This window comes from Ensifer sp. LC384 (assembly GCF_001695865.1).
GTDB lineage: Bacteria > Pseudomonadota > Alphaproteobacteria > Rhizobiales > Rhizobiaceae > Ensifer.
On the sequence record NZ_MBST01000053.1, the window covers coordinates 1 to 15077 of the forward strand.

9 protein-coding genes and 1 pseudogene are annotated in these 15077 nt (G+C 57.1%); 5 read left to right on the top strand and 5 right to left on the bottom strand.

Annotated features, from left to right (window positions below; genetic code table 11):
* The first annotated feature begins 1166 nt into the window (after nt 1-1166).
* A complete protein-coding gene (locus BC363_RS27490) occupies nt 1167-1988 on the top strand; it encodes a glycoside hydrolase family 16 protein (RefSeq protein ID WP_065786246.1) in 822 nt (273 codons plus the stop codon).
* A 180-nt stretch (nt 1989-2168) separates the two neighbouring features.
* Here the strand turns inward: BC363_RS27490 and BC363_RS27495 are convergent, their stop codons facing one another.
* From BC363_RS27495 to BC363_RS27515, 5 genes and pseudogenes are all read right to left on the bottom strand, one after another.
* The gene (locus BC363_RS27495; RefSeq protein ID WP_065786247.1) at nt 2169-3767 is read right to left on the bottom strand and encodes a carbamoyltransferase C-terminal domain-containing protein; all 1599 of its coding nucleotides are present in this window, start codon (nt 3765-3767) and stop codon (nt 2169-2171) included.
* Nucleotides 3768-3801: 34 nt separating this feature from the next.
* Entirely contained in the window at nt 3802-5994 is a 2193-nt protein-coding gene (locus tag BC363_RS27500) for a family 16 glycosylhydrolase (RefSeq protein ID WP_065786248.1), read from the bottom strand.
* On the bottom strand, nt 5991-6863 hold the full coding sequence (locus BC363_RS27505; protein WP_065786249.1) for a glycosyltransferase: 873 nt from the start codon (nt 6861-6863) through the stop codon (nt 5991-5993). Before BC363_RS27505 ends, BC363_RS27500 begins: the two co-directional genes overlap by 4 nt.
* 160 nt (nt 6864-7023) lie before the next feature.
* The gene (locus tag BC363_RS27510) at nt 7024-9768 is read right to left on the bottom strand and encodes an AAA family ATPase (protein ID WP_065786250.1); all 2745 of its coding nucleotides are present in this window, start codon (nt 9766-9768) and stop codon (nt 7024-7026) included.
* Between the two features lie 147 nt (nt 9769-9915).
* Nucleotides 9916-10367 (bottom strand): annotated as a pseudogene (locus BC363_RS27515) (DUF1612 domain-containing protein); the annotation flags it as partial.
* A 213-nt stretch (nt 10368-10580) separates the two neighbouring features.
* Between BC363_RS27515 and BC363_RS27520 the strand changes: the two are divergent.
* The 4 genes from BC363_RS27520 to BC363_RS27535 form a co-directional block, all read left to right on the top strand.
* Nucleotides 10581-11594, top strand: a complete 1014-nt coding sequence (locus tag BC363_RS27520) for a methyltransferase (RefSeq protein ID WP_065793344.1) — start codon at nt 10581-10583, stop codon at nt 11592-11594.
* A 648-nt stretch (nt 11595-12242) separates the two neighbouring features.
* Nucleotides 12243-12830, top strand: a complete 588-nt coding sequence (locus BC363_RS27525; protein ID WP_065787070.1) for a cell division protein ZapB — start codon at nt 12243-12245, stop codon at nt 12828-12830.
* Nucleotides 12831-12934: 104 nt separating this feature from the next.
* Nucleotides 12935-14551 carry a Mu transposase C-terminal domain-containing protein gene (locus BC363_RS27530; RefSeq protein ID WP_065793345.1) on the top strand — a complete coding sequence of 539 codons (1617 nt, stop codon included), beginning with the start codon at nt 12935-12937 and terminating at the stop codon, nt 14549-14551.
* Between the two features lie 6 nt (nt 14552-14557).
* The coding region (locus BC363_RS27535; protein WP_153047632.1) for a TniB family NTP-binding protein at nt 14558-15077 on the top strand (520 nt) is incomplete at its 3' end.

Genomic DNA, 15077 nt, shown 5'->3' on the forward strand with positions numbered 1-15077 from the left:
GAAGAAGCTCGTCATGCTCTGCCCTTGCCGGACGACGTTCAATTCAGGCCCCAACTCCAGCCGGGACACTCTACCTCAACCGCAGACGCCCTCCCGCGCAGCGGGTTCGTTCAACGGCCCCAATTGCGACGCCGGACTTATAACGACCAAGAATCCGTTCTTCCGTTCTTCCCGCGGGGGCAACAGATCAAATCCAGCAACGCGAACTCTCCATCCGCCTGAGCCGGCTGGAAGCCGGCAACATGCCGCTCAGTCTGGATGTCTCCGATCCTTCGCCTTGAATGGATACGAACCCACGACCCGCCGGACAATTGCAACTAAACCATTGAAACCGTATGACGACGTCGACGCTGTTCCGCCGTTGCCGGCGTGCTGTTTGAAATCACTGTCGGCAAATACGGATCGGCTTGACCGAAGTCATGATGCTTGGCATACAAGACGCGGCCCTACTCGCGGGCCGGTGTGCCCGCCACGCAAAGCTATGTCAGCGTTTTCCATACTGAAGCGTCACTCCGTGCCAACAGGCATGGTCTGGCCATTAGCGGGCACATGGTCGGATCATTTCAGGATATGGATATGACCGAAACAACAAAACTCAAGAGCCTTAAGCATCTCGCTAAACGATACGCGCGTGCCAACAGGATCACGCAAAACCATGCGCTCAACCTGGTTGCGGAGAAACTGGGTTTCTCCAACTGGACAAAACTCCTCTCAGCTAGCAAGAACGATTGGATACCCAGTTCCGAACAGATGGCGAGCGTTGAGGCCTTCTTGGCAAATGCTCTTCCGGCGGCGGATTTTCAAGCTGGGCACCCCGATGCAATGGCCCGCCGCTTGGCGTACCTGGATGACGCCGAACATGGCATGATTGGCGATCACCCATACCGCCTTCTCGTGGCTTTGCACGACATCATCATGGTGGGAGATGGGTGGAGCATCACAGTGCCCGAAAACCCCGGTGCGCTGCCGATCGTCCAGACAGTCGCCGAAAATGATGGAAAATGCCCGGTGTTTGAGCCGGAATTTCTCCAGAAAGCACTTAGCCTAGTGAGAGATCGGGCTGCTCGGGTTCGTGGCGAAATTTCGACGGATTGGCCCCGACGATCCACGAAACCCGACCATGACGGTGTTGTTCGCCACCCGTTGTGGGGCCGCGAGTCGGACGCGTGGTTCTGCAACAATACAGCCTACTTTGCTTCGCCTTTTTTGTTTTCACCGCTCCAACAGCCGGCGCACAAGAAGCTAAGATACCAGCAGGGTACAGGCTTGTATGGTCAGACGAATTCGATCGTGCCGGCCTGCCGGATCCGGCGAAATGGGTTTACGATACCGAGGGCAATAAATCGGGCTGGTACAACAATGAGAAGCAATACTATGCGGTAAAAAGACGCGAGAACAGCCGCGTCAAGGACGGTAAACTCACCATCACTGCTCGTAAGGAACGGCTGACGAGCGCATCCGACTACGGCGGACAGAACTATACCTCCGCGCGCCTCATCACCCGCGGAAAGGCCGCTTGGATTTACGGGCATTTCGCAGTCCGTGCACGCCTGCCTTGCGGCAGGGGTACCTGGCCGGCATTTTGGATGCTCGGCCCTGTTAAAACTCCTTGGCCTGAAAACGGGGAGATCGACATCATGGAGCAGGTCGGCAGTGCGCCAGACAAGATCAAGGGGACAATCCACACGAAGGCAACAGCGGGCACGTTCGGCATCGGGGGTGAAACTGTTCTATCAGACGCGTGCCGTCGCTCCCACATCTATACGTTGACCTGGACTCCCACCGCGATTTCCATCGGTGTTGATGGGCACTCCTACTTTACCTACAAGAACCCTCAAGAGGGCAGCAGCAGTTGGCCTTTCGATACTCCCCACTTTCTCCTCTTGAACCTAGCTATTGGTGGCGACATGGCCGGCAAGATTGACGACGCAATCTTCCCAGTTTCAATGGATATCGACTACGTGCGCGTTTACCAAAAAGTCAACTAGAACGACCGCGGCGCGGTGCTTTAATCGCCGCCCTCGGCACCTGACAGGCACCGAAATCAGTAATCCGGCGCAGATCCACAAAGTATGCAAGCAGCCAGTCGCCGCGACACGCGGATAATCCCCTCACCTTAGTTTAAAAAGAGAGGCGCAAGCGTCGTACAAACGCTCACCCTGGCTGGATCAACTGCGAGTACGTTGATAGTTCTGGTACCTCAGCGACGATTTCAGCATGTAAATCCGCCCCTCGACCACAAACCCGTCAAGCTGATGCTGTAAGGTGTAGGCTGAAAGGTCAGATACTGTGTTAATGAAGCCCTTGTTCTTGAAATTCAGGGACGTATTGCACAACACGCCGTAGCCCGTTAGGGCTTTAAAAGCAGTCAGCAACTCGAACAATGGAAGATTACTGAGCGCAGATACCGTTTGAATCCGCGCAGTCCGGTTCACATGAGTCACCGCTTCAAGCCTATCTGTGGTGGCCCGATAGGTGTAAAGCATGAACGGGCTTGGTTGACTGCATGCAAACCATTTGTCGGCATCGTCTTCCAAGCAGACGGGAGCGATTGGACGAAATTGCTCACGTTGTTTGATGACGTTCAGTCGCTCTCTGGTGCTGGGTTTAAAAGGCTCCGCCAAGATGGAGCGATTGCCGAGAGCGCGTGGCCCGATTTCATACCGACCGCTTGCCCATCCCAAGATCATATCGCTGGCCAACATCTCGGCAACGGTCGAAATGCTCGGCTCCCATTCGTCAAACAGAGCGCTATCGACAGCTCTGTCGGACACGAAATGCAATCCAGAGTATACGTCCCACGAGATCTTTGGGTCGCCAGTGAAGTGGAACTGTGCGTCGATGGCTGTACCAATCGCTGAACCGGAATCATTAGTGACGGGAGGAACATATACATCGCTGAATAGCCCCGAATCTCTCCACTTAGTGTTCCAATCGCAATTCAGCCCACACCCCCCGGTTATCAACAATGGCATTCCTCGTTTGAGATTTGCCTCAGCGAACCGACGAAACCGGTCAAACAGATGGTCGCTGAAGATGCCTGCAAAGTTTCGGAATTCAGGGTCTTCCACGCCCACGTTGTAGTGCGGCAAATCTTTTAATGCTTCACAATCACGGGGCTTAAGGTGCTTGCAATCCTGCAGCAGGAAGGACGTGATTTTCTGCTCCTCGCTCGAAGGATGGCTTCTTTTCGAGAACGAAGCGAGCGCCATTAATTTTCCGGCGTCGGATAAGCGGGAAAATTCCGCAGTGCTTTTGTCGAAGGTAGGATCCGCTAACGCGTAGAGCATGGCGTAGCGATGGCCAGGCTCTGGCATCACATCAGCCATTTTCGTTATATTCAGTTCCGCATCGATCTCATAAAACGCCCCAATGATACCTTCCCAAAGCAACGCGTAGCACGGGGTGCCCTTCGGTACGTCAGACATCCCAAACGCGCACAGAAGGTGCGAGCGTTCATGGGACGATGAGAAAAAATCGATGGTCTTTCCCAAAAAGCGCTTCTTGCTGACGATCACCTGATCGCTACCACGGTAGTCAGCCGCTGCTTCACCTCCACGCGGAGAGTCGCCGGGCCACCATCCCCCTTCACATAGAACGTCGGGAACGGCGTGAAGTTCGGCAAGTGCGTCGAATGCATCGGGGACAGATAACGACGAATGTCGGTACTTCGAACTCTTCTCGGCCTCGATGGAGAATACCAAGCGGCCGTCCTCGACATACGCAAATGCGCCGTCATGGCCTGGATTGTAAGAGAGTATTTTCATATTGAAAACCCGCTGATAGCTGCCTCGTTTGAATCTAGGAGATCCCCCTCTCGCTCTTATCGAGTACCAATGGGCCGCGCGCGCTCACTCGTATCGATCGAACGTGGGCCATGGCCGGAAGCCTCCCGGTCTTAAGGCGGCCCGCAAGGTCGGAGGAGCGAGGGGGCCAAGCGTTGAAATGCAGTTTCATCGGCAAATGGGGGATCGGGGTTGGGTTCCAAAGAACACGCCGGTGGACCAGTAGGTCATCCACCAGCCATCGAATCTCGCTCGGAGTCCATTCGATCGCATACCGATGCTCACCCTTCGAAGCATCGAATCCCAATTCGATATAGCTCGGAGAACCTCGGTAGCCGTAGTCGAACTGGTCGCCGTCGCCACCGGGGTTGTAGAACACGTTGACGAGGAGGCGAGACGGCATGTTGCCGGCAATCTCGATGTCAATTTCCTGATGCGGTGAGTTGCGGTGAAGAAAGAATCCCGTGATCACTCCTGGCACATCAGATGCTCGGAACGTTGATTCGAACCTCCCAAAGAGGTAGTCGGCATGGCTTGTCAGGGCACCTGCGCTGTACTGTCGAACGCCCAACTCTTCTTGGCGAACGTGTATCGTCGCACCCTCAATCCGGCTGTACTCAACGTTCAGAGACCGGAACAGCGCTAGGTTGCCAGTAAATGTGTCTGACCGTGCAGACCAAAGCGACGGGTCGAGGCCCCCAAAGCTATCGTCGGCCTCGACCCAATTTTCCTCGCCTTCTGGCGCTTGCGGTACAACCCGAATGCCCGACCAAGCGTTTTGATCCGGCTCAACGACCCATGGTGATCGATCCCACTTAGGTATCTCACGATTACGGTCGAGGACAGGTTGCCCACGTGTTTCGGCGATATGCCTTTGTCCCATATCGTGCAACCCTGGGAACGGGCACAAAGGCGGCACGCACCTGAGGTGCTCGCAGAGAATCCGCCAGGCATTGACGTTGCCAGGATCAAGCACGATGACGTCCGCGCCATCGAGGCTCACTAGAATGCCCCGTATGAGTTGGCTAGTAACATCGCTTGCAGACGCCGTTACGATGAACTTGGCTTGTGGATAGTTTCGTCGAAGGTCCTCAACCATCGACTCAAGGGCCCCGACGTTTACGTATGCGTTAAACACCCGCTCAACGCTGCCGTCACGAAGCCGCTTCAACTCATGAAACGGCAGCCCCTTCATATCGCTGCAGCATCGGTAACCGAGCATGGACAACGCCATTGCAAGAGATGACTGGCCCGAGTTGACTTCGCCAAACGCAAAAACAGGCATCTGGGTCGGACGAGCGTTGAAGAGGGCCGCGCCCTCGCTGTTGATCGCTCCGATCTTAGAAAGGGTCGGAAGAATGGAATACGAGTTGGTTGAGGAGGCATCTCTTCTTTGGCGAACAACGCTGTGACTCGTTGCGAATACGTTCAACGTGCCGAACTGTTGGTTTATCCAAAGATCGACGGGGCCTCGGCACGGCAGTAAACGAAGAAGCTTTTCTGCGCCTTGTTGGGAAAGGATGTAACCCGACAAATACCACAGTCCGCGCACCGGCCTAAACACATTGCTTGATATGAAAGATTTCGGAGCGCCATTCGTTGCTTCCATGTATGAAACGTAAAGGATATCGACGCTTCCATGTTTTCCGCTTTCGCTCGCGACTTCCTTCCAAGCTTGGTCAAGTTGACGAGCGAAACCTGGATGAAACCACACGTCATCCTCGAGGATGAGAGCATATTTCTGCGTACCCTCCGCAATTCGTCTCCAAACCTCGATATGTGATTTGGCAACAGCAACTTCAGCCCTACTCATTCGGATCGGCGCTTCAAGCTCAAATTTGGTCGGCAGTGTCCGAGGCTGGGGCTCGACAAAAAGTTGATCTGCCAACGTGTAGTAGGGATCTACATCTGAGTCTTTGGGCGGGTCCTGCAGAAAACTTCTCGCATCTACAGCATCCTGTCGTTCCGTGAGGCCAAGAAGATCATTGCCGAACACATCCTTGATGCGTCTAAGCTCCTTCTTAACGCGGGACCATCGACCTGGCTCACGATCGAGATTAATTACGTAGATCTTTTCAATTGTCTGACCGCCAGACTTCCGTTGCGGCCCGAATGCTTTTGACGCCTGCTTCGGAAGAATTAAGCGAAGGCCGTATCCCAGGCGAAACGCCAAGCGAAGGATGGCTAGTGGAGTGCGCGCAAGGTTCATCGATCGTCCGAAAGCGGGTATGCGCTATACGCTTGCTGATTGGACAACCTCCAGTTCCTCGAGTCATTGCGGTAACTAAGCGGCCACTGACTGGTGGATGTCAGCTCCCAATCGTGCGCGACCATCACCGCGTCAAGTGAGCATCCTTCGTTGATGATTTCGTAGACCGATCGCGTGAGATTTCCCGGCCCAGTCGTAGCCTGAACCTCGGGCAACTCGCTCCCTCTATGCGCTTCCAGGGATGCGGTTGCATTCGACAACGCTCTCGCGACGACAGGATGATTGCGCGGCGCGATCAGAGGCGTCGTATTGAAGTAAAAAATCCATCCTGGCTGATTGACGCCAGGCTCAGTAAATATCGACGGTGCCACCATTTGGGCCGTTGAGATATCGTAACAGAACGGTTGAAGCTTCAGTCGTCCATCTACGAAAAGGTGTTCAATTGGCGTGCCATGGTAGACATCGTCGGCATCGATATAGAAACCGCCTTCCACGAGCACGTAAGCGTAACGGAAGTAGTCCGACATCATAGAAGGGTGGTAGCAAGCTTTGAAAGCGTCCTCGTAGCGATCCCCTAGCCGGTTCCGAATGAACGTGCTCGCAGAGATCCTGTCGAAGACCTCTAGCTCAAACCCTTTGCGTTCCAGTTGTTTCCAAGAGTCCATGCAGACTTTGACATCATCGGGTAATCGCTGCAAATCGTCCCAGAACTGCACGATGCGCTTTGGCGTCGGGCCGGGCCACATCGCTAAATCGAGCGGAGGGTGTTCACGCCGCTGCACTATGTCTCGAACGAAATCAGATCGCGCTCGTTCCCCAGGCGCCAGTGGATCTGCCTCGACAGATTGGTTCACTTTTGCTGAGTTCATTTGCGCTTTTCCTCCTAGTAATTTACTACATCTAGATCGCGCGGTGATTGTGGGAAATCCCCGTTTTCTCCCGCGTACTTCGATTCCTGTGGACGAGGGGACCACGGCGGTGAAACGATGCCACCTGAACAGCGGGTTCCTATCGGGCGCAAAGGTCCCATCAATTTTTCTGGCTCAGCGATTTGTAGAATTTCCGCGGAGCTCCCGGGTTGGGCTCGAACGTGAAGCAGTCGCAATATTGATCGATGGCGTTCATGACGCCGAGCAAGGCCGGGGCCGTAAATGCCAGCACTTGGCCCGTGCCCCAGTGGCTAGTGAAGTTCCCGACGATCGTGGCCATGTTAGCGTTCAGCCCGGCTTCTTGTGCGGCATCAAGGATAAGGGACCCCGCTGCCTTGTGGAGTTTGACGGCGGCTTCGATCGCGCTGAGAAATTCGCTCGCTAGCTGTTTGTTGTCGTTGAAGGCAACATCAACGGGAACAGGGATGCGCAACTTGCTGATAAGGTCGCTTAGCCGGTATTCGAGATACTGCCGGACACCTTCCTTCGCAAAATCTGCCTGCCCGGCCTGCAGCATCGATATGGTGTGGTCGCGTACCTTGTTGACCGCACCGGTTTGCGGCAGAACCGCGAACTGAGGATTGCCTTCAAGACGCTGATGCCACCAAACGCCCGAACCAGTGTGCTTGTTGAAGAGCTTTTCCAGCATTGTGTCATGGCTGAGGATAATCACCTGCAGCCCATTGGCGTTGGCCGGACGTGCGAAGCTCTTCCGGAGCAGTTCGACCAGATACAATTGATGACCCGCATCAAAGCTGGATGTCACATCATCGAGCACGATGAATTTCGGCATGCCGCCATAAAGCGACGCGGCGGCAAGGTAGAGCGCGATTGCGAAGGCGTTGCGATAGCTTTCGGACAGGAGCGCTTGGGGTGACAGGTCCGCGAGGCCATGGAAATCCTGCAGACGGATTTGCAGGTCCTCGCTGTTAGTCCGCTTGACTACTGCCGGGGTGACGCCGAAAAATGACATCTCACCGAAGTAGGTTTTGAACACGGGTTCCACGGCGGCGAGACGGGCTTTGCTGATGTTGGCCTCCGCAACACCGAAGTCATCCGACGCTTGATCGAGAAAAGCTTTGAGGCGGGACACGCGGCCGGCGCGCTTCCTTTCAGCATTAAGGTCAGATTGCGCGGCGTCGAGCTTGCCGAGACTTTCCTGCATCCGACGCGCCGCCTCAACTTTTTTCGTCACTTCGACCGAAGACTGTGGAAGGACCTTCTCCAGGTCACGTTGTTCCTTTTCCAGTTCCGAATCCCGATCGCTCGCGCGTTGACGAAGCGTCCCTAGCCACGTGGCCAGATTCTGGGCTTGTGCTTCGGTGAGCACGCCTTTCTGAGCGGTCTCGGACAGTGCGGCGATCTTGCGGTTTGCGTTGTCGGGCTCCAACAATTTTTCCAAGGCGATGAGATCCGCCCACCCTGCCTCGTTCCATTCCAGGCCGACCGCTTGCGTCGCCTCGTCGAGCGCAGTGAAATCCGCCAGCTTCGTGGTCACATGGCCATGAAGGTCATGAGGAACCTCGCTGTCACACAACGGGCAAATGTCCTTGTTTGCCCACTCAGGCAACTCGAGGGCTTTGGCACCAGCCTGATAAAGCTGTAGGATGACATCGCCAGCGGTCTTCGCGACGGCCTCCTCACGATTTTTCGCGACGTTCGCCAGTTGGCCGATGCGACCGGTATCAGGAGCCTGCACATTCAACGTGACCAATTCCTGACGCAGGCGGACACACTCGCCGAGACGATCCCGCTTCGGGCCTCCTTCAGCCGCCTTGACGGCCTCGATACAGGCATCCACATCGATCTCACGGAAGCTCTTTCCGGTGCAAAGAGCCGTCAACGGGCCGATCTGTTCAAGCGCCGAGAAGGATTTAGTGAGGCCGTCGGAGAGCGACATCGTGCTCCACTCTCCCCCCGTCAAGATCAGGTAGTCTCTTTTGAACGCTTCCCTGGCGTCATTGACGCCTTTCTGGGCGTGTGCCTCCAATTGCGTGTGTGCTTGGACCCCGAAGTGGTTGTTGAACGCCCGGGTGTTTCCCAAAGCTGCAAGCGCTTGGCGCATCTTGCTGTAATCCGACAGCCCCAACAGGCCGGCAAACGTGCGACCTCGCGCCTGGGGCTTGGCCGTAATAAAATTCTGGAACGTCGGCCCGTCGAGCAGCACAAACTCACGGTTCAGAGACTGCAGGATCGCGTTGCCATCCCAAGTGCCGGACGCGCTTACCGTGCGGTTTCCAAGATTATCTCGCTTGACGTCGATCTCACAGGTCTGACCCGAGGCCAATTCCCGGAGTGAAAGCTTAATCGTTGCCGCCTGACCACCATGGAACCGGTTGAGATAATACTCTCCGTCGCGGTCACCTGGGGGAAGCTCTTCCAACCAGGGTAACCGCCCGGATATCGCGTACCGGATGGCGTCATAGACCGAGGTTTTGCCTACCCCGTTCACGGCAGAGACGCTGTTGACCTTGTCAGATTTGAACCTTAGTTCCAGTGGCTTACCTTCATTATTGATGCCACGGAAGCCCTCAATACTTAGACCCTCGAGGAACCAGCCGTTGGGACCAGCGACGGACGCAACAACGGAGGTTGGGGTTGCACCGACCGCCGGAGGCTGGGGGGCCCCTTGTTCCCCGGCCGCAGTTTCCGCATCCGGGATCGCCTGAAACAAGTCGTTCCAGAGGGACGACGAAACATAGCTCTCGTCGCGAAGACTAGAGTAAAACGTCGCCAGTTTGCCGCTTAAGACCGCATCCTGCAGTCCGAGGTGTGTCTTGAACTTGGCGAGATTGCTCTCCAGGTCAGCGTTTTCATCGAAGCTTAATACTGCTGTTGACGCCACTATATTCCCTCCAGTCATTCGCCGAGGGAATTTGCTGAAAAATCGTTCTGCGAGCAAGTTTTACTTGTCTACAACCACAGAAACTTTAACTTGCTTGTCGTGGTATCGAATAAATGAAAAGCCGCCGCCTGTCAGCGGTCAAGATATTCATATTACCCCCCACGCCCAAAACCTCCCCCTCCCCGTCATCTCCCGCAAGCCGAGCTCCAAGACGATCCGCCGCGCCGCCTGCTGCGTGACGCCCAGCGTCTCCGCCACCATGCCGGCCGAGACCAGCGGCCGCGCCATCACCAGCTCGACCAGCGCCGGCTATTTGGACGACGCCCGCCGCCCAGAGACTGCCTCTCCATCATCCGCCGAGCCAGCGCTAGCCGATCGTGCTCCTTCAAGCCGATCTCGGCCGCCGCCAGCAATCCCTGGGCAATCGCCAGCAGCCGGGTCTCGCGGTCACGATGCCGACGGCGATCGACCGGGATGGATTTCGGGCCGAGATTGACCGCGGCAAGATGCACTGCGGTGGTGACACCGGCCTAGCGGAGGATCGACGCCGCCAGCAGCCGGCCGAGCCAAGGCGCGTGCTGCAACACGACAAGTTCGCTCCCTGTCACCTGACATCAGTCAACGCAATTTTCGGTTGGGCCCTTGGCTAGTGATTCTGGATTATTTGCACCCCATCGCAAAGCGCTCTATTTTTCTTTGTAATGTGCCTCGACGAGACGGGACGTCTTCGGCTTCGCAGCGCCGCCGAACCGCTCCGGTTTCCGCACAATCCCAGATGCCGTTCGACGACACGATCCACGAGGAGACGAGCGATGAGCGCAACGACACCGGACAACATCATGCAACTCGGCATGGGCTTCTGGGCCTCCAAAGCCATGCTCAGCGCGGTCGAGCTCGGCGTCTTCACCGCGCTCGCAGCCGGCCCGGCCGCCCTGCCCGACCTGCAGGCCAGGCTGAAACTGCATTCCCGCTCGGCCCGCGACTTCCTCGACACCCTGGTGGCCCTGAAGCTGCTCGAACGCGAGGACGGCCGCTATCGCAATGCCCCTGATACGGACCTCTTCCTCGACAAGGCGAAGCCGTCCTATATCGGCGGCATCCTCGAAATGGCCAATGCCCGGCTCTACGGTTTCTGGGGCTCGCTGACCGAAGCCCTGCTCACCGGAGAGCCGCAGAACGAAGCCAAGCACAGCGAAGACTTCTTCGCCGCGATCTATGCGGAGCCGGCCCGGCTGCGCGGGTTCCTCGAGGCGATGAGCGGGATCAGCGCCGGTGCGGCACAGGCGATCGCCGCCAGGTTCGACTGGTCGAAATACACGACCTTCGCCGATGTGGGCGCGGCGCAGGGCATGGTGCCGGTGGTGATCGCGCGAGCCCATCCGCATCTCCAGGCCATCGGCTTCGACCTGCCCGCCGTGCAGCCGATATTCGACGCGTTCGTCGCCCGGCAGGGCCTCGCTGACCGCATCCGCTTCCAAAGCGGCAACTTCTTCGACGGCCCGATGCCGAAGGCGGATGTAATCGTGATGGGACATATCCTGCACGACTGGGATCTTGCCGAGAAGAGGAAGCTCTTGGAAAAGGCCTTCGCCGCGCTGCCGAACGGCGGGGCCCTGATCGTCTACGACGCCGTCATCGACGACGAGCGCCGCAGCAACGCCTTCGGCCTGCTGATGAGCTTGAACATGCTGATCGAGACCCGCGGAGGGTTCGACTACACCGGCGCCGACTGCCAGGCCTGGATGCGCGACGCCGGTTTCGTGTCCACGCGCGTCGAGCCTTTGCTGGGGCCGGACTCGATGGTGATCGGCTTCAAGCCCGGCTGAGCGGAAACCACGCCCCCGGTCGGTGTTCCGCCAGATCGACCAATGGGGCAATGTCGATTGCCTGGCGCTGACAACGCCGTCGGTCAATCTGATTTTGAACAGCCCCCAAGAGCCCGAAGGAATCCTGGGTTTCGAGATCGACCCCTCCCCTCCCCGGGCGAAATTGTAAGGTCAAAATCGAAGACCAAATTTTTCGCTTACGGCTTCAATTGAAATCCGGAAGCCAAAGCCACAGCCGCAAAACCCAGTTACCTCTTGCGTAACCGGGGCAGATTTGGTGGCAGACTTTTCGCCGAGAAAGATCTGCGCAGCTTCGTCACCAAGTGAAAGATCTCCCGCGGCAGGATGAGATGGTCGCGTTGCACGCGACCAAAGCCTAAGCGCCCCCACCTCCCCCACGATCGGCTGGACGGCATCAACCGAACGTCTGCGTTCCATGCTATGATCAACATCGCGACGCGCTTCGCCCATCAAAACGGCGCGGCCACCAAATCTGCCCCGGTTACCGGATTTGCAGTAACCGGGGCAGATTTGGTGGCAGACTTTTCGCCGGATCGGCCGAGGGAAGTGTGAATAAGTGAAGGCGGGACGTGTTGTGTGGTGCCGGGGGGATTCCGCGCCTGGGGCAAATCATGATTCCATTCGGCCATGGCCAAGAAGCGACTTGCCTCGCCCGAACATGCCGACACGCTCTCGCTGAAGGCGTTGCGCGAGCTTGTGACGGGTCTGGTCGATGAGGTCAGGCAGCTTTCAACAGAGGTTACGACCCTTCGCGCCGAGAACGCTGCCCTTCGGGAAGACAATGCGGCGCTGCGGCTGGAAAACACCCGGCTTAAGGTCGACAACCAGCTTTTGCGCGACGAGATCGCGCGGCTGAAGAACCTGCCGCCCCGACCGCCGTTTCGACCATCGGGCATGGAGAAGGCGACCGATGACAAACACGACGCGCCGCAAGCAGCCGGCAAGAAACCGCGCGGCCCAAAGCTCGATCTCAAGCGGGTAAGCCGCGAGCAAGTCTTGCACCTCGATGTTCCGCCCGGCTCCCGCTTCAAGGGCTACAAAAGCTGCCATGTGCGAGAGCTGATTGTCACAGCTGAGCTCGTGCATTACCGGCGTGAATGCTGGATCCTGCCGGATGGCAAGACGGTGTTGGCGCCGTTGCCGCAAGGGGTCGTCGGCGGCTGTCGTTTTGCATTTAACCGCAAGACTCCGACGACAATAATTTCAACAAGATAGCCTGGCACTTAATTTGAGACTTGACAGTTAATTTGAGATTTCCCCTTTGATTTTGGCACATAATGTGAGATTCAACCCGTCGACAAAATAGACGGTGTTTCTGCATGAACGATCCATTGCCCGACGAGATCGATGAAGCGCTTTGGGATGAGGCGCGTCGACGAGCCGAGGCGATCCGAGGATTTCTGATGCGTCGATCAGGCAAGGTAGCAGCCGGGGATATGGCGCTGCTGGCTGCCGAACTCGAAGTCAGTCGGGCAACTGCATTCCGTCTTATCAAGCTATTTCGAAATGGGGGAACGGTAATATCGCTGGTGGTGCGTAAACCCGGCCGGCCAGACGGCAGCCGAGTGCTCGACGACAAGCGAGAAGAAATCATTCGCACCACTATCAACCGGTATTACCTGAATAAGAACCGGCCCAGCATTTCGCAACTGGTTCGGGATGTACAAACGGGCTGCATCTCGGCCGGGCTCAAGCCGCCACATCGTCGGACGATTGAAACTCGTCTCGAAGACATCGACCTGCAGAAACGCGCCAAACGACGGGGCGAAGCCGAAGTCGTTAAGCGAACAACTGCTGTTCCAGGAATGCTCGCTGCCTCGCGTCCACTCCAGATCGTCCAAGTCGATCATACCAAAGCAGATATCTTTGTCGTCGACGAGGAAACGCGTCTGCCAATCGGGAGGCCTTGGCTAACTCTTGCGATGGACGTTTGTAGCCGAATGGTGACCGGGTTTTACCTCACAATGGAAGCCCCTTCCCGGCTGTCGACCAGCTTATGCTTGCTACATTCCGTCTTTGACAAATCACCTTGGTTGCGGGAGCGCGAGATCATCGAACCGTGGCCCGTCGCCGGACTCCCAGAGACATTGCATGTCGATAACGGCAGCGACTTCAGGAGTCGTGCTTTCAAAAGGGGGTGTGAGGATGCCGGAATCGCGATCGACTGGCGACCGCCGGGTGAACCGCGCTTCGGCGGCCATATCGAACGGTTGATCGGCACTCAGATGGGAAAACTCCACTTGCTGCCGGGCACGACTTACAGCAATCCGCAGGAGCTCGGCGAATACGACTCGAAGCGGCATTCAGCTTTGACTTTGCGGGAACTTGAGCGATACATCGCCCTCGACATTGTCGGCACCTACCATCAGTCGATCCACAGTAGTCTAGGCCGGCCGCCAATCGCAGTCTGGCGCGAGCACGAAGGTGAAATTCCACTCCGATTGCCGCAGGACCGCATGCGATTTTGGCTGACATTTCTGCCCGAGCAGGAGCGCACACTGCAGCCAACCGGGATCCACCTCTTTGGACTGCGCTATTGGTCGGCAGCCCTAAGTGCTGACGTCGGGAGGACGGATCGCCGACTGCTCGTCAAATACGACCCAAGGGATATGTCTCGTATCTTCGTGCGGCGACCTTCGGGCAGCTTCGTGGAAGCTCGCTACGCCGATCTCACCTTGGCCTCAGTAACGCTGCACGAAGCATTGGCTGCAAGGCGTACGCTGCTGGCGAGAGGGCGAAGAGAGGTCAACACCCGCACCATCGTTAGTACAGCCATTGAACGGCGAAAACTGGTGGATGCGGCAGTGAAGGCGACAGCGTCCGCACGACGAGGCCGCACTGCCAGCACAAAAACGAAGGTGGATGACAGCGGGTGGGGCTCGCTTCGAGGTATCGACTCCAGCAAACCTGTGGCTTTTGATGAGGACACGGAGTGAGCGGGAATGAACACAGGAACCTCCCACCTGACTGCAAACGCCGCGGCACTGCTCGGTGAAGCGGACAAGCAGCGCGTCCGCGCGATAAGATCACGTCGCTGGCTCGTCTATCCGCGTGCCAAGCAGGTACTCGATCGCCTCAACTTCTTGGTAGACCATCCACGCGGGACGCGAATGCCTTCCATCGCCATATACGGCGACAGCGGAATGGGCAAAACAATGATCATGAAGCGTTTCCGTGACCAGCATCCGCCAAGCTTTAATTCGCTCACCGGCAGGCTGAGGACGCCCGTTCTCGCGATGGAGATGACCAGTCGGCCCGGCGAAAGACGGTTCTATGCCGAACTTCTGACCCTCCTCGGCGCACCGCAGCCGCCGCGCGCCGATATCGCACAGATGGAGCAAGCTGCGTTGCGCATCATGGAAGCGATAGGCGTGCAAGTCCTAGTGATCGACGAGGTGCATAACATCCTCGCTGGAACATATCGCGAGCAACGCATCGTGCTCAATACGCTGCGTTTTCTGA

What these genes read in the sequence shown, in the direction of transcription:
- BC363_RS27500 (WP_065786248.1), bottom strand. Translation starts at nt 5,994, where the DNA reads ATGAACCTTGCGCGCACTCCACTAGCCATCCTTCGCTTGGCGTTTCGC.
- BC363_RS27495 (WP_065786247.1), bottom strand. Translation starts at nt 3,767, where the DNA reads ATGAAAATACTCTCTTACAATCCAGGCCATGACGGCGCATTTGCGTAT.
- BC363_RS27505 (WP_065786249.1), bottom strand. Translation starts at nt 6,863, where the DNA reads ATGAACTCAGCAAAAGTGAACCAATCTGTCGAGGCAGATCCACTGGCG.
- BC363_RS27525 (WP_065787070.1), top strand. Translation starts at nt 12,243, where the DNA reads ATGGCCAAGAAGCGACTTGCCTCGCCCGAACATGCCGACACGCTCTCG.
- BC363_RS27520 (WP_065793344.1), top strand. Translation starts at nt 10,581, where the DNA reads ATGAGCGCAACGACACCGGACAACATCATGCAACTCGGCATGGGCTTC.
- BC363_RS27530 (WP_065793345.1), top strand. Translation starts at nt 12,935, where the DNA reads ATGAACGATCCATTGCCCGACGAGATCGATGAAGCGCTTTGGGATGAG.